The following is a 19,687-nucleotide window of genomic DNA, read 5'->3' on the forward strand; positions in this document are numbered from 1 at the left end:
TGCCGGTTGGGGTGTTGCGTGGCACACTGGTGCCCGGCTCCCAAGACCGTGAATTCACGAGCGCGCAGGATCCGGGCGCGATAAGTGCGCCGACTTGACAGTGTACGCATGTCGTGTCGCGACCCCCAAACCGGGGGTGACCATGGTAAGCGAACGGGCGACACCGGTCGTGAGTGGTAAGGAGGGTTCTAACCCGCCTTACCACTCACGAGGGTGTTTGCGCAGGTCAGGAGTCTTCTGGGGCGGTGAGCACCCAGGGGCCGTCTTCGGTGATCGCCACCGTGTGCTCCCAGTGGGCCGCGCGGGAGCCGTCGGCCGTGACGACCGTCCAGCCGTCGTCCAGCTCGCGGGTCTCGCCGCCACCGCCGGTCAGCATCGGCTCGATCGCCAGGGCCATACCCGGCTTGAGCCGCGGGCCCTTGCCCGGCTTGCCGACGTTCGGCAGGAACGGGTCCATGTGCATCTGGCGGCCGATGCCGTGGCCGCCGTACTCGACGATCATCCCGTACTCGATGCCGTCGTCGCGGCCCGCGCGCTCAGCGGCGGACTGGACGGCGAAGGAGATGTCGGTCAGCCGGCCGCCGGGGGTGACCGCCTCGATGCCGGCCCACATCGCCGCCTCGGTCGCCGCGGACAGCGCGAGGTCGGCGTCGGCGACCCCGCCGATGGCCAGCGTGACGGCGGAGTCGCCGTGCCAGCCGTCGAGGATCGCGCCGCAGTCGACGGAGATGATGTCGCCGTCGGCCAGCACCTGGGTCTTCGCCGGGATGCCGTGGACGATCTGCTCGTTCACCGACGCGCAGATCGACGCCGGGAAGCCGTGGTAGCCCTTGAACGACGGCACCGCGCCGGCGTCCCGGATCGTCTGCTCGGCCAGCTCGTCGAGCTCGGCGGTGCTGACCCCCGGCTTCGCCGCGGCGCGGACCGCGGCGAGCGTGCGGGCGACGACCAGGCCGGCCGCCCGCATCGCCTGCAGCTCGTCCGGGGTCTTGACCTCGATCATGCGCCCGCGCCGGAGCACTTGCAGAACACGCAGCCCTCCGAGGTTCACGTGCGGTCGCGCAGGGCGGCCAGTACCCGCCCGGAGATCTCGTCGACGCTGCCGACGCCGTCGACGGTCCGCAGGATGTCGGCGTAGTACTCCAGCAGCGGCGCGGTGTCCGAGACGTAGATCTGCTGACGGCGGCGGATGACCTCTTCGGTGTCGTCCGCGCGGCCGCGCGACATGAGCCGGGCCACGACGACGTCCTCCGGGACCTGCAGCTGGATCACCGCGTCGAGCGAGACGTCCGAGTCGCCCAGGATCTCGCCGAGGACCTCGGCCTGCTTCGTGTTGCGGGGGAAGCCGTCGAGCAGGAAGCCGATCTTGGCGTCCGGCTCGGCGAGCCGCTCGCGGACCATTTCGTTGGTCACCGAGTCGGGCACGAGCTCACCCGAGTCCAGGTAGCGCTTCGCCTCCTGCCCCAGCGGGGTCTCCTGGCCGACGTGCGCGCGGAACAGGTCACCGGTGGAGATGTGCGGGATGCGCAGCTGCTCGGACAGGGCCACCGCCTGCGTGCCCTTGCCCGCACCGGGCGGGCCGACGAGAACCAGGCGCGTCACTTCAAGAACCCTTCGTAGTTGCGCTGCATCAGCTGGCTTTCGATCTGCTTCACGGTGTCGAGGCCGACACCGACCATGATCAGCACAGCCGTGCCACCGAACGGGAAGTTCTGGTTGTTCCCGCTCCCGGTCACCGACAGGAAGAAGTTCGGAAGGATCGCGATGATGCCCAGGTACAGCGAGCCCGGCAGGGTGATCCGGCCGAGGACGAAGCTGAGGTACTCGGCGGTCGGGCGGCCGGGGCGGATGCCCGGGATGAAGCCACCGAACTTCTTCATCTCTTCCGCACGCTCGTCCACGTTGAACGTGATCGTGATGTAGAAGTACGTGAAGAAGATGATCAGGCCGAAGTACAGCGCGATGTGCACCCAGCTGGACTGGTTCACGATGTAGTTCTTGATGAAGACCTGCCAGCCGGAGTTGCTGTTCTGGTCGCCGACGAGGCGGCTGATCAGGTCCGGCAGGTACAGCAGGGACGACGCGAAGATGACCGGGATGACACCGGCCTGGTTGACCTTGATCGGCAGGTACGTCGACGTGCCGCCGTACATCCGGCGGCCGATCATGCGCTTGGCGTACTGCACCGGGATCCGGCGCTGCCCCTGCTCGACGAAGATGACGCTGGCGATGATCACCAGGCCGAAGACGCAGACGATCGCCAGGCCGAGGCCACCAGCGTTGCTGAGGATGTTGCCGCCCTCGACCGGGATGCGGGCCGCGATGTTCAGGAAGATCAGGACCGACATGCCGTTGCCGACGCCGCGCTCGGTGATCAGCTCGCCCAGCCACATCATGACGGCGGTGCCCGCGGTCATCGTGATGACGATGATGGCCAGCGAGTAGACGCTGTTGTCCGGGATGATCGGCGACTGGCAGTCGGGGAAGAGCTGCTTGCGGTCCGCGAGCGCGACCACACCGGTGGCCTGCAGGATCGCCAGCGCGACCGTCAGGTACCGGGTGTACTGGGTCAGCTTGCCCTGGCCGGACTGCCCTTCCTTCTTCAGCTCCTCGAACCGCGGGATGACCACGGTGAGCAGCTGGATGATGATGCTCGCCGTGATGTACGGCATGATGCCGGTCGAGAAGAGCGACAGCTGCAGCAGCGCACCACCGCTGAACAGGTTCAGCAGCTGGTAGACGCCCTCCTGCTGCGCCTGGGAGCTACAAGCCTGTACGGCACCGTACGAGATGCCGGGCGCCGGAATGGTCGCACCGATTCGGTAAACCGCGACGATGGCTAGCGTGAACAGGATCTTCTTGCGTAGATCCGGCGTCGCGAGAGCCGAGCGGAAGGCGCTGAGCACGCGGGGGACCTCCTCGGCGTCGTCGGCTGTCCTAACCGACGATCGGCTTGGCCGGCACGGGGCCGGCAGGAACACAGCACTACTGGCACGCAAGCCAGGAACGCTTCGGGGCACACTCGTCCCGAAGCGTGTCGCCGACTCTAACAGCTTCACCGGGCGTGTCCGCAGTCCGTGTGGGTTTTCCGTACCAAGGTTGCTCCGGCGGGTTGATCCACATCGCCGTCTTGGCGGTATTGCTTGACAGATGTGGATCAAGTGCCGACCGTCAGGGACCCCGGTCGGCGGGCTCTTCCGGCTCGTCGGGCGGCAGGACGGTGATCGCGACGCCTGAGGGTGGCGTGGGGGTGTCGGCGTAGGCGACGGCCGGATCGGCCCAGCCGGGCCGCCGGCCGGGGAGGCAGGCCAGCACCGCGGCGGCCGCCGCGGCGACGACCCCGCCGATCAGCAGCCACATCCCGGGGGCGAGGGTGACGTCGAGGTTCTCGCCGCCGGTGGAGACGGACCACCCGATGCCGTCCATGCCGACGGTGACGACCACCCCGGCGGCGAAGACGGCCCCGCCGGCGACCACCCACCGCCCGCGGTCCGGCCGCAGGAAGGCGAGGAGAGCCCCGGCGACCAGCACCGCGACGGCGAGGAGCAGCGGGACGCCGACGGGCGAGCCGGTCTGCTCGGCGACCTCCTGGCCGGGCACGTCGAAGGAGCTGCCCCACGCGGTTTCGGTGACGGTCAGCTGGGCGTCGAGGAACCGCTGGACCGGGCCGAAGCTCTGCCGGATCCGGAAGAGGGGCAGGAAGGCCCCGAGGGCGGTCATGAGAGCGGCGACGAGGGCGAGGAGGGGCGGGAGGAGACGCGGGACGGGGTTGGGAGCCGGGGAGGCGGTTTGCGGCGGCTCAGGGGCCGGTGGAGGGGCGGCGGGGGTACCGGGGAGGTGCGCGACGGGGAACGGGAGCTGCGCGGCGGGCTGGAGGGGTGCGGGCGGCTCGGGCTGCGGTGGTGCGCCCGCTCCCGGCTCGGGACCTGCGGGACGTGGGGCCTCGACGGGGAAGCTCAGCGGCTCACCAGGCTGCGGCACGTCGACAGCGCCCGGCTCCGGACCCACAGCCCTCGGAACCTCCACGGGAAAGCTCAACGGCTCACCAGGCTGCGGCACATCGACAGAATCCCGCGCCCCGGCACCCGGCTCCGGACCCGCGGGCCGTGGGGCCTCCACGGGGAAGCTCAGCGGCGACTCCGCGGCGTCGGGCGGCGATCCCACCTGATCGGGTGGCTTCTGCGACGGTCTGTCCACCTCTTGATCCTGCGTCGGGCTCCCCCGCCGCGGCAAGGAATCCGGCCGGCCAACTGCACCCCGGACGCCGGAAGGCCCGCCTGGCGGACCAGGCGGGCCTTCCGGTTACTGCGAACTTCAGTTGGCGGTGGCGGAGCCACCGGCCGCTTCGAGCTTCTCCTTGGCCGAACCCGAGAACGCGTCCGCCGTGACGTCCAGCTTGACGCCGTTCACGTCGCCGTTGCCGAGGACCTTGACCAGCTTGCCCTTGCGGACCAGGCCGGCCTGGGCGAGCTCTTCGGCGCCGATCTTGCCGCCGTCCGGGAAGACGCGGGCGATGTCGCCCACGTTCACCGGCTGGTACTCGGTGCGGAAGCGGTTCTTGAAGCCGCGGAGCTTCGGGAGCCGCATCTGGATGGGCATCTGCCCACCCTCGAACCGGGCCGGCACGTTCTTCCGGGCCTTGGTGCCCTTCGTACCGCGGCCGGCCGTCTTGCCCTTCGAACCCTCACCACGGCCCACGCGGATCTTGTCGCGCTTGGCGCCCGGAGCCGGACGCAGGTGGTGGATCTTGATGGCCGTCATGCCTGAACCTCCTCGACCTCCACCAGGTGGCGGACGGTGTGGATCAGGCCGCGCACCTGGGGGGTGTCTTCACGCACGACGCTCTGGCGGATCTTGCGCAGCCCGAGGGTGCGCAGCGACTCGCGGTGAGCGTGCTTCGTGCCGATCTTGCTCTTGACCTGGGTGACCTTGAGCTGAGCCATGTCAGACCCCCTGGCCCGCGCGCTGGCGCAGCATCCGGGCCGGAGCGACGTCCTCGAGCGGGAGACCGCGGCGGGCCGCGACCTCTTCGGGACGCTGCAGGCCCTTCAGGGCCGCCACGGTCGCGTGCACGATGTTGATCGCGTTGTCGGAGCCGAGCGACTTCGACAGCACGTCGTGGACACCCGCGCACTCCAGCACCGCGCGCACCGGGCCACCGGCGATGACGCCGGTACCGGCGGACGCCGGACGGAGCAGCACGACACCGGCGGCCTCCTCACCCTGGATCGGGTGCGGGATGGTGCCGCCGACGCGGGGAACGCGGAAGAAGTTCTTCTTCGCTTCCTCGACGCCCTTGGCGATGGCCGCGGGAACTTCCTTGGCCTTGCCGTAGCCGACGCCGACCTGACCGTCGCCGTCGCCGACGACCACCAGGGCGGTGAAGCTGAAGCGACGACCACCCTTGACGACCTTGGCGACGCGGTTGATCGTCACGACCTTCTCGAGGTGCGGGGTCTTGTCCTGGGCCGCCCCGCCACGGCCGCTGTCGCGCCGGTCGCGGCGGTCGCGACGGTCACCGCGGTCGTTGCCGCCCTGCCCGCCGGGTCCACCCTGGCCGCCGCCGAATTGCCGTGTACGTCCCGGCATCAGGCTTTCCTTCCGTTAACAAGCTTCTGCATCGTCAGAACTCCAACCCCGCCTCACGGGCGGCGTCGGCGAGCGCGGCGATGCGGCCGTGGTAGGCGTTGCCCCCACGGTCGAACACCACAGCCGAGATCCCGGCGTTCTTGGCCCGCTCGGCGACGAGGGCCCCGACCTTGGCGGCCTTGGCCTTCTTGTCGCCGTCGACCGCCCGGACGTCCGCCTCGAGGGTGGACGCCGACACCAGCGTGTGGCCGGCCAGGTCGTCGATCACCTGCACGGCGATGTGCCGCGAGGACCGCTTGACGACCAGGCGCGGGCGCTGCTCGGTGCCCGAGACCTTCTTGCGGAGCCGGAAGTGCCGACGGGCCTTCGCGACGCGGCGGCGGGTCGAGATGTCCTTGCCCACCGGCTTGCGCTTCGTAGTCGTGTCGCTCATGATCACTTACCCGTCTTTCCGACCTTGCGGCGGATCTTCTCACCCTCGTAGCGCAGGCCCTTGCCCTTGTACGGGTCCGGGCGACGCAGCTTGCGGATGACGGCCGAGATCTGGCCGACCTTCTGCTTGTCGATGCCCGAGACCGAGAACCGGGTCGGGGTCTCCACCTTGAAGGTGATGCCCTCCGGGGCCTCGATCTTGACCGGGTGCGAGTAGCCCAGGGCGAACTCGAGGTCCGCGCCCTTGGCCTGCACGCGGTAACCCACGCCGTGAATTTCCATCTTCTTCTCGTAGCCGGCGGTGACGCCGACGACGAGGTTGTTCACCAGCGTGCGGGTGAGCCCGTGCAGCGCCTTGGAGGTGCGCTCGTCGTCCGGGCGCTTCACCAGCAGCGTGCCGTCCTCGTCGCGCTCGACGGTGATCGGCTCGGCGACGGTGTGCTCGAGGGTGCCCTTCGGCCCCTTGACCTTGATCAGCTGACCGTCGATGGTCACCTCGACCCCGGAAGGGACGGCGACCGGCAGCTTTCCGATGCGTGACATGCCTGTTCCCCTTCCCTTACCAGACGTAGGCGAGGACTTCGCCGCCCACGCTGTTGCGCTTGGCCTGCCGGTCCGTCTGCAGGCCGCCGGACGTCGAAATGATCGCGATGCCCAGACCGCCGAGGACCGACGGCAGTTCGGTGGACTTTGCGTAGACCCGCAGACCGGGCTTGGAGACGCGCCGCAGGCCGGCGATGCTCCGCTCACGGTTGGGGCCGTACTTGAGCTCGACGACGAGGTTCTTGTGCTTCTCGCCCGGCTCGTCGTGGTAACCCGCGATGTAGCCCTCGCGCTTGAGGATCTCGGCGATGTTCGCCTTGAGCTTCGAGTGCGGGAGCTTGACCTCGTCGTGGTACGCCGAGTTCGCGTTGCGCAGACGCGTCAAGAAGTCTGCGATGGGGTCGGTCATCGTCATGGTGACCTGTCAACCTTTCTCGCCTGGTTCCCCGCTCCCAGAAGGAGCGGGGCCTGTGGCGAATCTGGAGTTAAAAAGAAGCTCTTACCAGCTGGACTTGCGGACGCCGGGCAGCTCGCCCGCGTGCGCCATCTCGCGAAGGCAGATCCGGCAGAGCCCGAACTTGCGGAACACGGCGTGCGGGCGGCCGCACCGCTGGCAGCGGGTGTAGGCGCGCACGGCGAACTTCGGCTTCTTCGCGGCCTTGTGGACCAGTGCTTTCTTGGCCATCGGCTCAGTTCTCCTTGAACGGGAAGCCGAGCTTGCGCAGCAGCGCCCGGCCCTCGTCGTCGTTCGTGGCGGTCGTGACGACGGTGACGTCCATGCCGCGGGGGCGGTCGATGGAGTCGGGGTCGATCTCGTGGAACATCGACTGCTCGTTGAGACCGAACGTGTAGTTGCCGTGGCCGTCGAACTGCTTCGGCGAAAGCCCGCGGAAGTCGCGGATACGCGGCAGCGCGATGGTCAGCAGCCGGTCGAGGAACTCCCACATCCGGTCGCCGCGCAGCGTGACGCGCGCGCCGATCGGCTGGCCCTCGCGCAGCTTGAACTGCGCGATGGACTTGCGGGCCTTCCGGACCTCCGGCTTCTGGCCGGTGATCGCGGCGAGGTCGCGGACCGCGCCCTCGATCAGCTTGCTGTCGCGGGCGGCGTCGCCGACGCCCATGTTCACGACGACCTTCACGACGCCCGGGATCTGGTGGACGTTGGCGAAGGAGAACTCAGCCTGCAGCTGGCCCTTGATTTCCTCGCGGTAGCGCACCTTGAGGCGCGGCGAGGTCTTCTCTGCGGTGGTCATCAGATGTCCTTACCGTTCCGGCGCGAGATCCGGACCTTCTTGCCGTCCTCGCCGATGCGGTAACCCACCCGGGACGGCTTGCCGTCCGAGTCGACGACCATCACGTTCGAGACGTGGATGGGCGCCTCCTGCGTGACGATGCCGCCGGACTGCGCGCCGCGCTGGGTCTGGCTGATCCGCGTGTGCTTCTTGATCCGGTTCACGCCCTCGACCAGCACGCGCTCGCGCTCCGGGTAAGCCTGGATGACCTTGCCCTTGGCGCCCTTGTCCTTGCCGGCGATGACGACGACCGTGTCGCCCTTCTTCACCTTCATCACAGCACCTCCGGCGCGAGCGAAATGATCTTCATGAACTTTCGGTCGCGCAGCTCGCGGCCCACCGGGCCGAAGATGCGGGTGCCGCGGGGCTCGTTGTCGTTCTTGATGAGCACGGCGGCGTTCTCGTCGAACCGGATGTAGGAACCGTCCGGACGACGGCGCTCCTTGACCGTGCGGACGATGACGGCCTTGACGACGTCGCCCTTCTTCACCCCGGCGGCCGGGATGGCGTCCTTCACGGTGGCGACGATGATGTCGCCGATGCCGGCGTAGCGCCGCCCGGAGCCACCGAGAACCCGGATGCAGAGGATTTCCTTCGCACCCGTGTTGTCGGCTACCCGAAGCCGCGACTCCTGCTGGATCACGTCTACTCCTGTATGTCGCGCCGGTTCTCGCGGGGGACCCGCGAGCCTTGCGGAACTAAGAACTCCGAAGAGCCCTGCTTACTTGGCCTTCTCCACGATCTGCACCAGGCGCCACCGCTTCGATGCCGACAGCGGGCGGGTCTCCATCAGGGTGACCCGGTCGCCCACGCCCGCCTCGTTGTTCTCGTCGTGCACCTTCACCTTGGAGGTGGTGCGGACGACCTTCGAGTAACGGGGGTGCTTCTTGCGGTCCTCGAGCTCGACCACGATCGTCTTGTTCATCTTGTCCGAGACGACGTAGCCCTCGCGGACCTTGCGGTCGTTCCGGGCCGGCGTCTCGGTGGTGGGCTCGCTCATGCGGCACCTTCACTCTCGGCGTCGGGGGCAACGGACAGGCCGAGTTCGCGCTCGCGCATGACCGTGTAGATCCGCGCGATGTCCGTGCGGACGGTGCGCAGACGGCGGTTGTTGTCGAGCTGCCCGGTCGCCATCTGGAAGCGGAGGTTGAACAGCTCCTCCTTGTACTCCTTCAGACGCAGGACGAGCTCTTCCGCGGTGAGCTCACGCAGCTCCGATGCCTGGGCGGCACCTGCCTTCGCCATCAGAACTCACCACCTTCACGGGTCACGATGCGGCACTTCATGGGCAGCTTGTGGATCGCGCGGCGCAGCGCCTCGCGAGCCGTCTCCTCGTTCGGGAACGAGATCTCGAACATCACGCGGCCCGGCTTCACGTTGGCGATCCACCACTCGGGCGAACCCTTACCGGAACCCATCCGGGTTTCGGCCGGCTTCTTGGTCAGCGGGCGGTCCGGGTAGATGGTCGTCCACACCTTGCCACCACGCTTGATGTGACGGGTCATGGCGATACGAGCGGACTCGATCTGCCGGTTCGTCACGTAGCTGTGCTCAAGCGCCTGGATGCCGTACTCGCCGAAGCTGACCTTCGTGCCACCCTTGGCGGCGCCGTGGCGCTTCGGGGAGTGCTGCTTCCGGTGCTTGACCCTGCGCGGGATGAGCACGTCTCAGCCCTCCGTCTTTTCTGCGGTCTCGGTGGCCGGGGCCGCCGGGGCCTCGGTCGTGGCGGCGGCGGCCGCCCGACCGGCTTCGGTCGAGGTGGCGGTCGTGCCCGAGGCGCCGGAACGACGCGGGCGGGACGGCCGGTCGCTGCGGTCGCGGTCGCGGCCACCGCGCGGCGCGCGCTCGGCGGCGTCGCGGGCCTCGCGGGCCTTCAGGCCACCGACGAGCTCACCCTTGTAGATCCACACCTTGACGCCGATGCGACCGAACGTCGTCTTGGCCTCGAAGAAGCCGTAGTCGATGTCGGCGCGCAGCGTGTGCAGCGGGACGCGGCCATCGCGGTAGTGCTCTGAGCGGGACATCTCGGCACCGCCGAGACGACCGCCGCACTGCACGCGGATGCCCTTGACCTGCGGCGAGCGCATGGAGGTCTGGATCGCCTTCCGCATCGCGCGGCGGAACGCCACGCGGTTGGAGAGCTGCTCCGCGACCGCCTGGGCGACCAGCTGGGCGTCGGCCTCGGGGTTCTTGACCTCGAGGATGTTCAGCTGGACCTGCTTCTTGGTCAGCTTCTCCAGCGCGCCGCGGATCCGGTCGGCCTCCGCGCCGCGGCGGCCGATGACGATGCCCGGCCGGGCGGTGTGGATGTCCACGCGGACGCGGTCACGGGTGCGCTCGATCTCGACCTTGGAGATGCCCGCGCGCTCCATGCCGGTGGCGAGGAGCTTGCGGATCTTGACGTCCTCGGCCACGTACTCGGCGTACTGCTTGTCGGCGTACCAGCGCGACTTCCAGTCCGTGGTGATACCCAGGCGGAAACCGTGCGGGTTGATCTTCTGGCCCACTACCGGCCACCTGCCTTCTTCTTGCTCTGAGCCTTCTGCGCGACGGCCGGACGCGACTCCACCTCGACGGTGATGTGGCTGGTCCGCTTGCGGATCCGGTACGCGCGGCCCTGGGCCCGCGGGCGGATGCGCTTGAGGGTCGGGCCCTCGTCGGCGTACGCGTTCTTGACCCAGAGCGTCTCCGGGTCCAGCTGAAGGTTGTTCTCGGCGTTGGCCACAGCGCTGGCAAGCACCTTCGCGACCGGCTCGCTGGCCGCCTGGGGGGCGAACCGGAGCACGGCCAAGGCGTCGGCGGCGCTACGTCCCTTGATGAGCTCGATCACCCGGCGCACCTTGGTCGGCGAGTCCCGGACGAAGCGAGCCCGCGCGTACGCCGTAGGCAGGGCCTCGGTCGTCGCGTCGTTCTGGGCGTTCATCGCTACTTCCCTTGTCTCTTCTCGTGCCCGCTCAGCGGCGGCGCGACTTGCGGTCGTCCTTGATGTGGCCCTTGAAGGTCCGCGTCGGGGCGAACTCGCCCAGCTTGTGACCCACCATGGCCTCGGTGACGAACACCGGGACGTGCTTGCGCCCGTCGTGCACGGCGATCGTGTGACCCAGGAAGTCCGGGATGATCGTCGAGCGGCGCGACCAGGTCTTGATGACCGTCTTCTTGCCCGATTCGTTCAGCGCGTCCACCTTCTTGAGCAGGTGGTCGTCCACGAACGGGCCCTTCTTAAGGCTGCGTGGCATGTGCTTCTACCTCCCTGCTCAGCGCTTGTTCTTGCCGGTGCGACGGCGGCGGACGATGAGGGCGTCGGACGCCTTGCGGCGACGCGTGCGGCCCTCGGGCTTACCGTTCGGGTTGACCGGGTGGCGACCACCGGAGGTCTTGCCCTCACCACCACCGTGCGGGTGGTCGACCGGGTTCATGACGACACCGCGGACCGTGGGGCGCTTGCCGCGCCAGCGGTTGCGGCCGGCCTTGCCCCAGTTGATGTTGGCGTGCTCGGAGTTGCCGACCTCGCCGACCGTGGCGCGGTTGCGCACGTCCACGTTGCGGATCTCGCCCGAGGGGAGACGCAGCTGGGCGTACGGCCCGTCCTTGGCGACGAGCTGCACCTTCGCGCCCGCGGACCGCGCCATCTTCGCGCCGCCACCGGGGCGGAGCTCGATCGCGTGGATCACGGTGCCGACCGGGATGTTGCGCAGCGGCAGGTTGTTGCCCGGCTTGATGTCGGCCCGGGGGCCGTTCTCGACGGTGTCGCCCTGCTTCAGCTTCTCCGGCGCGATGATGTAGCGCTTCTCGCCGTCGGCGTAGTGCAGCAGCGCGATGCGAGCGGACCGGTTGGGGTCGTACTCGATGTGCGCGACCTTGGCGGGGATGCCGTCCTTGTCATTGCGACGGAAGTCGATGACGCGGTAGGCGCGCTTGTGGCCGCCACCCTTGTGCCGGGTGGTGATCTTGCCGGACGAGTTGCGACCGCCCGAACCGCTCAGCGGACGAAGCAGCGACTTCTCCGGGGTGGAGCGGGTGATCTCGGCGAAGTCCGAGACGCTCGAACCGCGACGACCCGGGGTCGTCGGCTTGTACTTGCGGATGCCCATTGTCAGCTCAGTCCTTTACGCGGTGGGTCCGCCGAAGATCTCGATCGCCTTGCTCTCGGGCGAAAGAGTCACGATGGCGCGCTTGGTGTCCTTGCGCTTGCCGAAGCCGGCGCGAGTCCGCTTCCGCTTGCCCTGGCGGTTGGCCGTGTTGACGCTGACCACCTTGACGCCGAACACCTTCTCGACCGCGATCTTGATCTGGGTCTTGTTGGCGTCCGGGCGGACGATGAACGTGTACTTGTGGTCCTCGAGCAGCCCGTAGGACTTCTCGGAGATGACCGGCGCGAGCAGGATGTCGCGGGGGTCCGGAATGGCGACCGAACTCACTTCTCGTCACTCCCTTCCGTGACCTCGCCCGACCGCGCGGAAGCCTTGACGGTCTTGCCGCGGGCGGGGCCGGCGACGAACGCGTCGTACGCGGCCTTGGTGAACACGACGTCGTCGTTGACCAGCACGTCGTAGGTGTTGAGCTGGTCCGCCCAGAGGATGTGCACCTCGGGCAGGTTCCGCAGCGAAACCCAGCTCAGCTCGTCGGCCCGGTCCAGCACCACGAGCACGCGCTTCGCGGCCGTCACGGCGGCGAGCACGGTCTTGGCGGCCTTGGTCGACGGCTTCTCGCCGGTCACCAGCTCGGTGACGACGTGCAGCTGGCCGGCGCGGGCCCGGTCGGAGAGGGCGCCACGCAGGGCGGCGGCCTTCATCTTCTTCGGGGTGCGCTGCGAGTAGTCACGCGGCGTGGGGCCGTGGACGACGCCACCGCCGGCGAACTGCGGCGCGCGGGTCGAACCCTGGCGGGCACGGCCGGTGCCCTTCTGGCGGTACGGCTTCTTGCCGCCACCGCGAACCTCACCACGGGTCTTCGTGTCGTGCGTGCCCTGGCGCGCGGCGGCCTGCTGGGCCACCACGACCTGGTGCATCAGCGCGACATTGGCCTGCACGTCGAAGATCTCCGCGGGGAGATCGACCGTGCCGTCGGCTTTACCGGCCGGGGTCTTCAGCTCGACGCTTGTCATTCGGAGTTACCACCCTTCGCGGCGCTGCGCACGAACAGCAGGCCGCCCTTGGGACCGGGCACAGCGCCCTTGATCAGCAGCAGGCCGTCCTCGGCACGCACGGCGTGCACGGTCAGGTTCTGCGTGGTGACCCGGTCGTTGCCCATCCGGCCCGCCATCCGCAGGCCCTTGAAGACGCGGCCGGGGGTGGCGCAGCCACCGATCGAACCCGGCTTGCGGTGCACGGCCTGGGCACCGTGGCTCGCGCCCTGGCCCTTGAAGCCGTGGCGCTTCATGACACCCGCGTAGCCCTTGCCCTTGCTGGTCCCGGTCACGTCGACCTCGACGCCGGCGGCGAACACCTCGGCGGTGATCTCCTGGCCGACCTCGTAGGTCTCGGCGTCGGTGGTGCGCAGCTCGGCGAGGAACCGGCGCGGGGTCACGCCCGCCTTGTCGAAGTGGCCGGTGCGCGGCTTGTTCACCTTGCGCGGGTCGACCGCGCCGAACGCCAGCTGCACGGCCGCGTAGCCGTCCTTGTCCTGGGTCCGAACCTGGGTGACCACGTTCGGACCGGCCTTCACGACGGTGACCGGGACAACCCGGTTCTGCTCGTCGAAGACCTGGGTCATGCCGAGCTTGGTGCCCAGGATGCCCTTCATCTGCCTGTCAGACATGTGAGTCTCTTATCTCCGCCGCTCGCCCAACGCTTACTGGATGTTGACGTCGACGCTCGCCGGCAGGTCGATGCGCATGAGCGCGTCGACCGTCTTCGGCGTCGGGTCGAGGATGTCGATCAGACGCTTGTGCGTGCGCATCTCGAAGTGCTCGCGCGAGTCCTTGTACTTGTGCGGCGAGCGGATGACGCAGTAAACGTTCTTCTCGGTGGGCAGCGGCACCGGCCCGACAACCCGGGCGCCGGTGCGCGTGACCGTCTCCACGATCTTGCGCGCCGAGGTGTCGATCGCCTCGTGGTCGTAGGCCTTGAGCCGGATGCGGATCTTCTGTCCCGCCATGGTGGCTGCTCGTTCCTTGTCGTCTCGTGCCGCTATCTCACAAACCCCGCCCGGATGTCGCCACCCTGGCTGGGTTTCCGCAGTTCAACGGCCCTGTCCCCGGTCCACGCGGTCGGGCGTGTCGCGCCCGACGCACAGACGGATCCCGCGGGATCGTCGTCTTGCCTGGTCTTCCTCAACGTGAGGAGGCTATGAGCCGGCTGACCGTCTCACTGCCTTTGCCCGCTCGCCTGCAACCCGAAGGAAGAGCTCGGCGGACCGTGGCCACTCGCACCGGAGCGGCCGGACCCTCGAAGGGATCGGCCGCCCCAGGACGAGCAACCTGAATAGTGTCGCACACGTGATTTGACGCCCCGAACCCGGGGGTGTATTGCCCCCGGGTGGGGCGTCGAAATCACTTGTTGATCTTGGTGACCTGGCCCGCGCCGACGGTCCGGCCACCCTCGCGGATGGCGAAGCGCAGACCCTCGTCCATCGCGACCGGCTGGATCAGCTGGACCGAGATGTCGGTGTTGTCGCCCGGCATGACCATCTCGGTGCCCTCGGGGAGGGTCACGACGCCGGTCACGTCGGTGGTGCGGAAGTAGAACTGCGGGCGGTAGTTGTTGAAGAACGGGGTGTGACGGCCACCCTCGTCCTTCGACAGGATGTAGACCCGGCCCTCGAAGTCGGTGTGCGGGGTGGTGGTGCCCGGCTTCACGACGACCTGGCCGCGCTCGACGTCCTCGCGCTTGATACCGCGGACCAGCAGGCCGACGTTGTCGCCCGCCTGGCCCGAGTCGAGCAGCTTGCGGAACATCTCGACACCGGTGACGGTGGTCTTGGTCGACTTCTCGCGGATACCCACGATCTCGACCTCTTCGTTGACGTTGATCTGGCCGCGCTCGACGCGACCGGTCACCACGGTGCCACGACCGGTGATGGTGAAGACGTCCTCGATCGGCATCAGGAACGGCTTGTCGAGCTCGCGCACCGGGTCCGGCACGTTGTCGTCGACGGCGGTCATCAGCTCGAGAACGGCCTCGGACCACTTCTCGTCGCCCTCGAGGGCCTTCAGGCCGGAGACGCGCACGACCGGCGCGTCGTCGCCCGGGAACTCCTGCGAGGACAGCAGCTCGCGGACCTCCAGCTCGACGAGCTCGAGGATCTCCTCGTCGTCGACCATGTCGGCCTTGTTCAGCGCGACCACGATGTAGGGCACGCCGACCTGGCGGGCGAGCAGCACGTGCTCACGGGTCTGCGGCATCGGGCCGTCGGTGGCGGCCACGACCAGGATCGCGCCGTCCATCTGGGCGGCACCGGTGATCATGTTCTTGATGTAGTCCGCGTGACCGGGGGCGTCCACGTGCGCGTAGTGACGCTTCTCGGTCTGGTACTCGACGTGCGAGATGTTGATCGTGATGCCGCGCTGCTTCTCTTCCGGCGCGTTGTCGATCTGGTCGAACGCCCGCGACTCGTTCAGCTCCGGGTACTTGTCGTGCAGCACCTTGGTGATGGCCGCGGTCAGAGTCGTCTTGCCGTGGTCAACGTGGCCGATGGTGCCGATGTTGACGTGCGGCTTGGTCCGCTCGAATTTCGCCTTCGCCACTGGAATGTCCTCCTGGACTGATTTCGCTTTGTGCTCGTGGGGCGGCGTGGCTGCCGCCCCACGATTGTTCCTTCGTCGGTGCTGCGGACGTTCAGGAGAGTCCCTTAATGCCCGCGAGCGCTGGGGGGAGTTATTCCCCCGTCGCCTTCGCGATGATTTCCTTCGCGACGTTCGCGGGAACCTCGGCGTAGGAGTCGAACACCATGGAGTAGTTCGCCCGGCCCTGGGTGCGGGACCGCAGGTCGCCGACGTAGCCGAACATCTCCGACAGCGGAACCAGCGCCTTCACGACGCGGGTACCGGACCGCTCCTCCATGGCCTGGATCTGACCACGGCGGGAGTTGAGGTCACCGATGACGTCGCCCATGTAGTCCTCGGGCGTGGTCACCTCGACCGCCATCATCGGCTCCAGGATCACCGGGCCGGCCTTCTTCGCGGCTTCCTTCATCGCCATGGAACCGGCGATCTTGAACGCCATCTCCGAAGAGTCGACCTCGTGGTAAGCACCGTCCAACAGGGTGAACTTCAACCCGACGAGCGGGTAGCCGGCCAGGACGCCGTACTGCATCGCGTCCTGCGCGCCCGCGTCCACCGACGGGATGTACTCCCGCGGCACGCGACCACCGGTCACCTTGTTGTCGAACTCGTAGAGCGCGCCGTCGGTGCGCTCGAGCGGCTCCAGCTTCACGATGACCTTCGCGAACTGGCCGGAACCACCGGTCTGCTTCTTGTGGACGTAGTCGAGCTTCTCGACCGTCTTCTTGATCGTCTCACGGTAGGCGACCTGCGGCTTGCCGATGTTCGCCTCGACCTTGTAGTCGGACTTCATCCGGTTCACCAGCACCTCGAGGTGCAGCTCGCCCATGCCCGCGATGATCGTCTGGCCGGTGTCCTCGTCCAGCTTGACCTGGAACGTCGGGTCCTCTTCGGCCAGCTTCTGGATCGCCAGGGACAGCTTCTCCTGGTCGGCCTTCGTCTTCGGTTCGATCGCGACCCGGATGACCGGCTCGGGGAACGTCATCGACTCCAGCACGATCGGGTTCTGCGGGTCCGCCAGGGTGTCACCCGTGGTGGTGTCCTTCAGCCCGATGACCGCGTAGATGTGGCCGACCTGGGCGTCGTCGACCGGGTTCTCCTTGTTGGAGTGCATCTGGAAGATCTTCCCGATGCGCTCCTTGCGCTCCTTGGTCGCGTTGATGACCTGCGCGCCGGAAGCGACCTTGCCCGAGTAGACCCGGATGTAGGTCAGCTTGCCGAAGAACGGGTGCGCGGCGATCTTGAACGCGAGCGCGGCGAACGGCTCGTCGACCGACGCCTTGCGGGTCGCCACGGTCTCGCCGTCGGGCAGCAGGCCCTCGACGGCCGGGACGTCCAGCGGCGACGGCAGGTAGTCGATGACCGCGTCGAGCATGGGCTGCACGCCCTTGTTCTTGAACGCGGAACCGGCCAGGACCGGGAACGCCGAGCGGGTGATCACGATCTTGCGGATGCCCGCCTTGATCTCCGCCTCGGACAGCTCTTCGCCCTCGAGGAACTTCTCCATCAGGGCGTCGTCGGTCTCGGCGACGGTCTCGATCAGCTTCTCGCGGTACTCCGCGGCCCGGTCGGCCAGGTCGGCCGGGATCTCCTCGACGGTGTAGTCCTCGCCCTTCTGCACCTCGCCGCGCCAGACCAGGGCCTTCATCCGGACCAGGTCGACGACGCCTTCGAAGTCGTTCTCGGCGCCGATGGGCAGCTGGATCGCCAGCGGCTTGACGCCGAGGCGCTCCTCGATGGTGCGCAGGGTGTAGTAGTAGTCCGCACCCAGCTTGTCCATCTTGTTGACGAAGCAGATGCGCGGGACGTCGTACTTGTCCGCCTGCCGCCAGACCTGCTCGGACTGCGGCTCGACACCTTCCTTGCCGTCGAAGACGGCGACCGCGCCGTCGAGCACCCGCAGGTTGCGCTCCACCTCGACGGTGAAGTCGACGTGCCCGGGGGTGTCGATCAGGTTGATCTGGTGGTCGTCCCAGAAGGTGGTGGTGGCAGCCGAGGTGATGGTGATACCCCGCTTCTGCTCCTCCTCCATCCAGTCCATGGTGGCGGCGCCGTCGTGGACTTCACCGATCTTGTAGTTGACCCCGGTGTAGAACAGGATCCGCTCGGTGGTCGTCGTCTTGCCGGCGTCGATGTGGGCCATGATGCCGATGTTGCGGACCTTGTTCAGGTCGGTCAGCACTTCACGTGCCACGAGAGTGTTCCCCTGTTCTCAAGCTTGGGGCCCGGCATGGCTTGGTCGACAGCCGGGCGGTCATCACCAGCGGTAGTGCGCGAAGGCCCGGTTGGACTCGGCCATCTTGTGCGTGTCTTCGCGACGCTTCACGGAGGCACCGAGGCCGTTGGAAGCGTCCAGCAGTTCGTTCTGCAGGCGCTCGATCATCGTCTTCTCGCGGCGGGCCTGCGAGAAGGAGACCAGCCAGCGCAGGGCCAGCGTGGTGGAGCGGCCCGGCTTGACCTCGATCGGCACCTGGTAGGTGGCACCACCGACGCGGCGGCTCTTCACCTCGATGGTGGGCTTCACGTTGTCGAGGGCGCGCTTCAGCGTGACGACCGGGTCGGTGCCGGTCTTCTCGCGAGCGCCTTCGAGCGCGCCGTACACGATGCGCTCGGCCAGGGACCGCTTCCCGTCCTTCAGCACCTTGTTCACCAGCTGGGTGACCAGCGGGGAGGCGTAGACGGGGTCGGAGATCAGCGGCCGCTTCGGGGCCGGACCCTTGCGGGGCATTAGCTCTTCTCCTTCTTCGCGCCGTACCGGCTGCGCGCCTGCTTGCGGTTCTTGACACCCTGGGTGTCGAGCGAACCGCGGATGATCTTGTAACGGACACCCGGAAGGTCCTTCACACGACCACCGCGCACGAGCACCATCGAGTGCTCCTGCAGGTTGTGGCCCTCACCGGGGATGTAGGCGGTGACCTCGATGCCGCTGGTCAGCTTCACACGCGCGACCTTGCGCAGCGCCGAGTTCGGCTTCTTGGGGGTCGTGGTGTACACGCGAGTGCACACGCCGCGCCGCTGCGGGCTCCCCTTGAGGGCCGCCGTCTTCTGCTTGGCAGCCTTGTCCTGGCGGCCCTTGCGGACCAGCTGCTGGATCGTGGGCAATGGACCAGCTTCCTGTCGTGATCTGCTTCTTCGTGTCTTCACCGGCCCCCGCGGTCGGGCGTGTCGGCCCGCGTCACGGTCTCGCGACCGGTAACTTCCCGGAGGGATTTCCGTCGGAACCCCGACCTGCCGAAGCCGGTGACCAGGTGCCTGAGCACCCCGCCCATGCGCACGGCACGCGGAGCGGCCCGACGCATGCCGGGCACGGTCTCCAAAGATACCCGCCCGGGTCCGGGAGGAGCGCGGCGGGGGGTCTGTAGGTCGACGAACCTCCAGCGTACCTCTCAACGCCCCCGGGCTGCGGGACATTCCCACGCCTCGGGTGGCGGGGCCGACCCCCGGCACGGGCGGCCGGCGGCGCAACGGCTTCACCGGCGCGGGACTCCTCGCGGCACTTCCAACGCCACGGGGGTACGGCGCATTCCCCAGCGGCTCGGGCCGGTCTCGGCCGCCGGCCAACCCTGGCGGGCATTCGGATGTCGCGAATGACTCATTCGCGACGTCGGAGGTCCCGAATGAGTCATTCGCGACGCGCTGCTCCGGACCAGCCCACCCGCGGCGCGCGGCTCCTGGCCAGCCACCCGCGGCGCGCGGCTCCGGACCGGCCACCCGCGGCGCCGAAGGGCTCCAGGCAAGCCGGCCGCGCCCCCGAAGGTCGCGAATGAGTCATTCGCGACGTCGGGCGTCCCGAATGAGTCATTCGCGACGCGCGCGGGGTCAGTCCTCGTCGGGCTTCGCGTGGTCCGGCTTGCCCGGGTTGGGGTCGCGGGACAGGTCGATCAGCGGGTGGACGCCCGCCCCCTCCGGGGCCGCGTGGCTGCCCGTCGACTTCGGTTCCTCGGCCGGGCCGCCGGCCCCTTCGGTGCTGGTCATCACACACTCCTCGCGCGTTGTCCCCTGCTTCCCTCTCCGGCCGAAACCTACCCATTACCCGGTCGGGTGATGCAGTGGGATCGGATCGGACGTTCCGTGCGTCACAGTGCGGTCGAGGCGTCACGATGGGTCGACA

30 protein-coding genes are annotated in these 19,687 nt (G+C 68.2%); all 30 read right to left on the reverse strand.

Going from position 1 to position 19,687, the window contains the following annotated elements:
* Positions 1-226: 226 nt before the first annotated feature.
* The gene (gene map / locus OO60_RS13800; RefSeq protein ID WP_033261511.1) at positions 227-1,003 is read right to left on the reverse strand and encodes a type I methionyl aminopeptidase; all 777 of its coding nucleotides are present in this window, start codon (positions 1,001-1,003) and stop codon (positions 227-229) included.
* A gap of 44 nt (positions 1,004-1,047) precedes the next feature.
* Positions 1,048-1,602, reverse strand: a complete 555-nt coding sequence (locus OO60_RS13805) for an adenylate kinase (RefSeq protein WP_004558879.1) — start codon at positions 1,600-1,602, stop codon at positions 1,048-1,050.
* Complete coding sequence (secY, locus tag OO60_RS13810) at positions 1,599-2,906, reverse strand: preprotein translocase subunit SecY (RefSeq protein WP_004558878.1); 1,308 nt, start codon at positions 2,904-2,906, stop codon at positions 1,599-1,601. Before secY ends, OO60_RS13805 begins: the two co-directional genes overlap by 4 nt.
* A 265-nt stretch (positions 2,907-3,171) precedes the next feature.
* Entirely contained in the window at positions 3,172-3,720 is a 549-nt protein-coding gene (locus OO60_RS13815) for a hypothetical protein (protein ID WP_004558877.1), read from the reverse strand.
* 594 nt (positions 3,721-4,314) lie between these two features.
* Positions 4,315-4,761 carry a 50S ribosomal protein L15 gene (gene rplO / locus OO60_RS13820; protein WP_004558876.1) on the reverse strand — a complete coding sequence of 149 codons (447 nt, stop codon included), beginning with the start codon at positions 4,759-4,761 and terminating at the stop codon, positions 4,315-4,317.
* The gene (gene rpmD / locus OO60_RS13825) at positions 4,758-4,943 is read right to left on the reverse strand and encodes a 50S ribosomal protein L30 (RefSeq protein WP_004558875.1); all 186 of its coding nucleotides are present in this window, start codon (positions 4,941-4,943) and stop codon (positions 4,758-4,760) included. The genes rplO and rpmD overlap by 4 nt, the downstream gene beginning before the upstream one ends.
* 1 nt (position 4,944) lies before the next feature.
* Positions 4,945-5,589 carry a 30S ribosomal protein S5 gene (gene rpsE, locus OO60_RS13830; RefSeq protein WP_004558874.1) on the reverse strand — a complete coding sequence of 215 codons (645 nt, stop codon included), beginning with the start codon at positions 5,587-5,589 and terminating at the stop codon, positions 4,945-4,947.
* A 34-nt stretch (positions 5,590-5,623) separates the two neighbouring features.
* Positions 5,624-6,022: a 50S ribosomal protein L18 gene (rplR, locus tag OO60_RS13835; protein WP_004558873.1), complete on the reverse strand. Its 399-nt coding sequence runs from the start codon at positions 6,020-6,022 to the stop codon at positions 5,624-5,626.
* Between the two features lie 2 nt (positions 6,023-6,024).
* Positions 6,025-6,564, reverse strand: a complete 540-nt coding sequence (rplF, locus tag OO60_RS13840) for a 50S ribosomal protein L6 (protein ID WP_004558872.1) — start codon at positions 6,562-6,564, stop codon at positions 6,025-6,027.
* Positions 6,565-6,580: 16 nt separating this feature from the next.
* Positions 6,581-6,979, reverse strand: a complete 399-nt coding sequence (gene rpsH / locus OO60_RS13845; RefSeq protein ID WP_004558871.1) for a 30S ribosomal protein S8 — start codon at positions 6,977-6,979, stop codon at positions 6,581-6,583.
* An 84-nt stretch (positions 6,980-7,063) separates the two neighbouring features.
* Positions 7,064-7,249 (reverse strand): type Z 30S ribosomal protein S14, encoded by a 186-nt coding sequence (locus tag OO60_RS13850; RefSeq protein ID WP_004558870.1) that lies wholly within the window; start codon positions 7,247-7,249, stop codon positions 7,064-7,066.
* A 4-nt stretch (positions 7,250-7,253) separates the two neighbouring features.
* Positions 7,254-7,817, reverse strand: a complete 564-nt coding sequence (gene rplE / locus OO60_RS13855) for a 50S ribosomal protein L5 (RefSeq protein WP_004558869.1) — start codon at positions 7,815-7,817, stop codon at positions 7,254-7,256.
* Entirely contained in the window at positions 7,817-8,131 is a 315-nt protein-coding gene (gene rplX / locus OO60_RS13860; RefSeq protein WP_004558868.1) for a 50S ribosomal protein L24, read from the reverse strand. Before rplX ends, rplE begins: the two co-directional genes overlap by 1 nt.
* Positions 8,131-8,499 carry a 50S ribosomal protein L14 gene (gene rplN, locus OO60_RS13865; protein ID WP_004558867.1) on the reverse strand — a complete coding sequence of 123 codons (369 nt, stop codon included), beginning with the start codon at positions 8,497-8,499 and terminating at the stop codon, positions 8,131-8,133. Before rplN ends, rplX begins: the two co-directional genes overlap by 1 nt.
* A 78-nt stretch (positions 8,500-8,577) precedes the next feature.
* Positions 8,578-8,856 carry a 30S ribosomal protein S17 gene (gene rpsQ, locus OO60_RS13870; protein WP_004558866.1) on the reverse strand — a complete coding sequence of 93 codons (279 nt, stop codon included), beginning with the start codon at positions 8,854-8,856 and terminating at the stop codon, positions 8,578-8,580.
* Positions 8,853-9,101, reverse strand: a complete 249-nt coding sequence (rpmC, locus tag OO60_RS13875; RefSeq protein WP_004558865.1) for a 50S ribosomal protein L29 — start codon at positions 9,099-9,101, stop codon at positions 8,853-8,855. Before rpmC ends, rpsQ begins: the two co-directional genes overlap by 4 nt.
* On the reverse strand, positions 9,101-9,520 hold the full coding sequence (rplP, locus tag OO60_RS13880) for a 50S ribosomal protein L16 (RefSeq protein WP_004558864.1): 420 nt from the start codon (positions 9,518-9,520) through the stop codon (positions 9,101-9,103). Before rplP ends, rpmC begins: the two co-directional genes overlap by 1 nt.
* A gap of 3 nt (positions 9,521-9,523) precedes the next feature.
* Positions 9,524-10,363 carry a 30S ribosomal protein S3 gene (gene rpsC, locus OO60_RS13885; RefSeq protein WP_013222607.1) on the reverse strand — a complete coding sequence of 280 codons (840 nt, stop codon included), beginning with the start codon at positions 10,361-10,363 and terminating at the stop codon, positions 9,524-9,526.
* On the reverse strand, positions 10,363-10,779 hold the full coding sequence (gene rplV / locus OO60_RS13890) for a 50S ribosomal protein L22 (protein WP_003102079.1): 417 nt from the start codon (positions 10,777-10,779) through the stop codon (positions 10,363-10,365). Before rplV ends, rpsC begins: the two co-directional genes overlap by 1 nt.
* A gap of 31 nt (positions 10,780-10,810) precedes the next feature.
* On the reverse strand, positions 10,811-11,092 hold the full coding sequence (gene rpsS, locus OO60_RS13895) for a 30S ribosomal protein S19 (RefSeq protein WP_003102083.1): 282 nt from the start codon (positions 11,090-11,092) through the stop codon (positions 10,811-10,813).
* Between the two features lie 18 nt (positions 11,093-11,110).
* On the reverse strand, positions 11,111-11,947 hold the full coding sequence (gene rplB / locus OO60_RS13900) for a 50S ribosomal protein L2 (protein ID WP_003102084.1): 837 nt from the start codon (positions 11,945-11,947) through the stop codon (positions 11,111-11,113).
* A 15-nt stretch (positions 11,948-11,962) separates the two neighbouring features.
* Positions 11,963-12,274: a 50S ribosomal protein L23 gene (gene rplW / locus OO60_RS13905; RefSeq protein WP_003102087.1), complete on the reverse strand. Its 312-nt coding sequence runs from the start codon at positions 12,272-12,274 to the stop codon at positions 11,963-11,965.
* Positions 12,271-12,960 (reverse strand): 50S ribosomal protein L4, encoded by a 690-nt coding sequence (gene rplD, locus OO60_RS13910; protein ID WP_003102090.1) that lies wholly within the window; start codon positions 12,958-12,960, stop codon positions 12,271-12,273. The genes rplW and rplD overlap by 4 nt, the downstream gene beginning before the upstream one ends.
* Positions 12,957-13,613: a 50S ribosomal protein L3 gene (rplC, locus tag OO60_RS13915; RefSeq protein ID WP_003102093.1), complete on the reverse strand. Its 657-nt coding sequence runs from the start codon at positions 13,611-13,613 to the stop codon at positions 12,957-12,959. The genes rplD and rplC overlap by 4 nt, the downstream gene beginning before the upstream one ends.
* A gap of 33 nt (positions 13,614-13,646) precedes the next feature.
* Entirely contained in the window at positions 13,647-13,952 is a 306-nt protein-coding gene (rpsJ, locus tag OO60_RS13920; protein WP_003102098.1) for a 30S ribosomal protein S10, read from the reverse strand.
* A gap of 394 nt (positions 13,953-14,346) precedes the next feature.
* Positions 14,347-15,540 (reverse strand): elongation factor Tu, encoded by a 1,194-nt coding sequence (gene tuf, locus OO60_RS13925; RefSeq protein WP_003102101.1) that lies wholly within the window; start codon positions 15,538-15,540, stop codon positions 14,347-14,349.
* Positions 15,541-15,670: 130 nt separating this feature from the next.
* Positions 15,671-17,770, reverse strand: coding sequence for an elongation factor G (fusA, locus tag OO60_RS13930; RefSeq protein WP_003102103.1), 2,100 nt, complete (start codon positions 17,768-17,770; stop codon positions 15,671-15,673).
* A 63-nt stretch (positions 17,771-17,833) separates the two neighbouring features.
* Positions 17,834-18,304 (reverse strand): 30S ribosomal protein S7, encoded by a 471-nt coding sequence (gene rpsG / locus OO60_RS13935; protein ID WP_003102106.1) that lies wholly within the window; start codon positions 18,302-18,304, stop codon positions 17,834-17,836.
* Positions 18,304-18,678, reverse strand: coding sequence for a 30S ribosomal protein S12 (gene rpsL / locus OO60_RS13940; RefSeq protein WP_003102113.1), 375 nt, complete (start codon positions 18,676-18,678; stop codon positions 18,304-18,306). Before rpsL ends, rpsG begins: the two co-directional genes overlap by 1 nt.
* A gap of 717 nt (positions 18,679-19,395) precedes the next feature.
* Positions 19,396-19,551, reverse strand: coding sequence for a hypothetical protein (locus OO60_RS47150; protein WP_003102117.1), 156 nt, complete (start codon positions 19,549-19,551; stop codon positions 19,396-19,398).
* Between the last annotated feature and the right edge of the window lie 136 nt (positions 19,552-19,687).

The sequence above is a fragment of the Amycolatopsis vancoresmycina genome (assembly GCF_000716785.1).
GTDB classification, from domain to species: Bacteria; Actinomycetota; Actinomycetes; order Mycobacteriales; family Pseudonocardiaceae; genus Amycolatopsis; species Amycolatopsis vancoresmycina.

Coding starts and splice junctions, on each gene's coding strand:
- rpsH (WP_004558871.1), bottom strand. CDS start 6,979: ATGACGATGACCGACCCCATCGCAGACTTCTTGACGCGTCTGCGCAAC.
- rplF (WP_004558872.1), bottom strand. CDS start 6,564: ATGTCACGCATCGGAAAGCTGCCGGTCGCCGTCCCTTCCGGGGTCGAG.
- rplR (WP_004558873.1), bottom strand. CDS start 6,022: ATGAGCGACACGACTACGAAGCGCAAGCCGGTGGGCAAGGACATCTCG.
- rpsS (WP_003102083.1), bottom strand. CDS start 11,092: ATGCCACGCAGCCTTAAGAAGGGCCCGTTCGTGGACGACCACCTGCTC.
- rplE (WP_004558869.1), bottom strand. CDS start 7,817: ATGACCACCGCAGAGAAGACCTCGCCGCGCCTCAAGGTGCGCTACCGC.
- OO60_RS13815 (WP_004558877.1), bottom strand. CDS start 3,720: ATGACCGCCCTCGGGGCCTTCCTGCCCCTCTTCCGGATCCGGCAGAGC.
- rpmD (WP_004558875.1), bottom strand. CDS start 4,943: ATGGCTCAGCTCAAGGTCACCCAGGTCAAGAGCAAGATCGGCACGAAG.
- rpsJ (WP_003102098.1), bottom strand. CDS start 13,952: ATGGCGGGACAGAAGATCCGCATCCGGCTCAAGGCCTACGACCACGAG.
- map (WP_033261511.1), bottom strand. CDS start 1,003: ATGATCGAGGTCAAGACCCCGGACGAGCTGCAGGCGATGCGGGCGGCC.
- rplB (WP_003102084.1), bottom strand. CDS start 11,947: ATGGGCATCCGCAAGTACAAGCCGACGACCCCGGGTCGTCGCGGTTCG.
- rpsE (WP_004558874.1), bottom strand. CDS start 5,589: ATGCCGGGACGTACACGGCAATTCGGCGGCGGCCAGGGTGGACCCGGC.
- rplV (WP_003102079.1), bottom strand. CDS start 10,779: ATGAACGCCCAGAACGACGCGACGACCGAGGCCCTGCCTACGGCGTAC.
- OO60_RS13850 (WP_004558870.1), bottom strand. CDS start 7,249: ATGGCCAAGAAAGCACTGGTCCACAAGGCCGCGAAGAAGCCGAAGTTC.
- rplD (WP_003102090.1), bottom strand. CDS start 12,960: ATGACAAGCGTCGAGCTGAAGACCCCGGCCGGTAAAGCCGACGGCACG.
- rpsQ (WP_004558866.1), bottom strand. CDS start 8,856: ATGAGCGAGCCCACCACCGAGACGCCGGCCCGGAACGACCGCAAGGTC.
- rpmC (WP_004558865.1), bottom strand. CDS start 9,101: ATGGCGAAGGCAGGTGCCGCCCAGGCATCGGAGCTGCGTGAGCTCACC.
- rpsG (WP_003102106.1), bottom strand. CDS start 18,304: ATGCCCCGCAAGGGTCCGGCCCCGAAGCGGCCGCTGATCTCCGACCCC.
- rplO (WP_004558876.1), bottom strand. CDS start 4,761: ATGACGGCCATCAAGATCCACCACCTGCGTCCGGCTCCGGGCGCCAAG.
- OO60_RS47150 (WP_003102117.1), bottom strand. CDS start 19,551: ATGACCAGCACCGAAGGGGCCGGCGGCCCGGCCGAGGAACCGAAGTCG.
- rplX (WP_004558868.1), bottom strand. CDS start 8,131: ATGAAGGTGAAGAAGGGCGACACGGTCGTCGTCATCGCCGGCAAGGAC.
- rplC (WP_003102093.1), bottom strand. CDS start 13,613: ATGTCTGACAGGCAGATGAAGGGCATCCTGGGCACCAAGCTCGGCATG.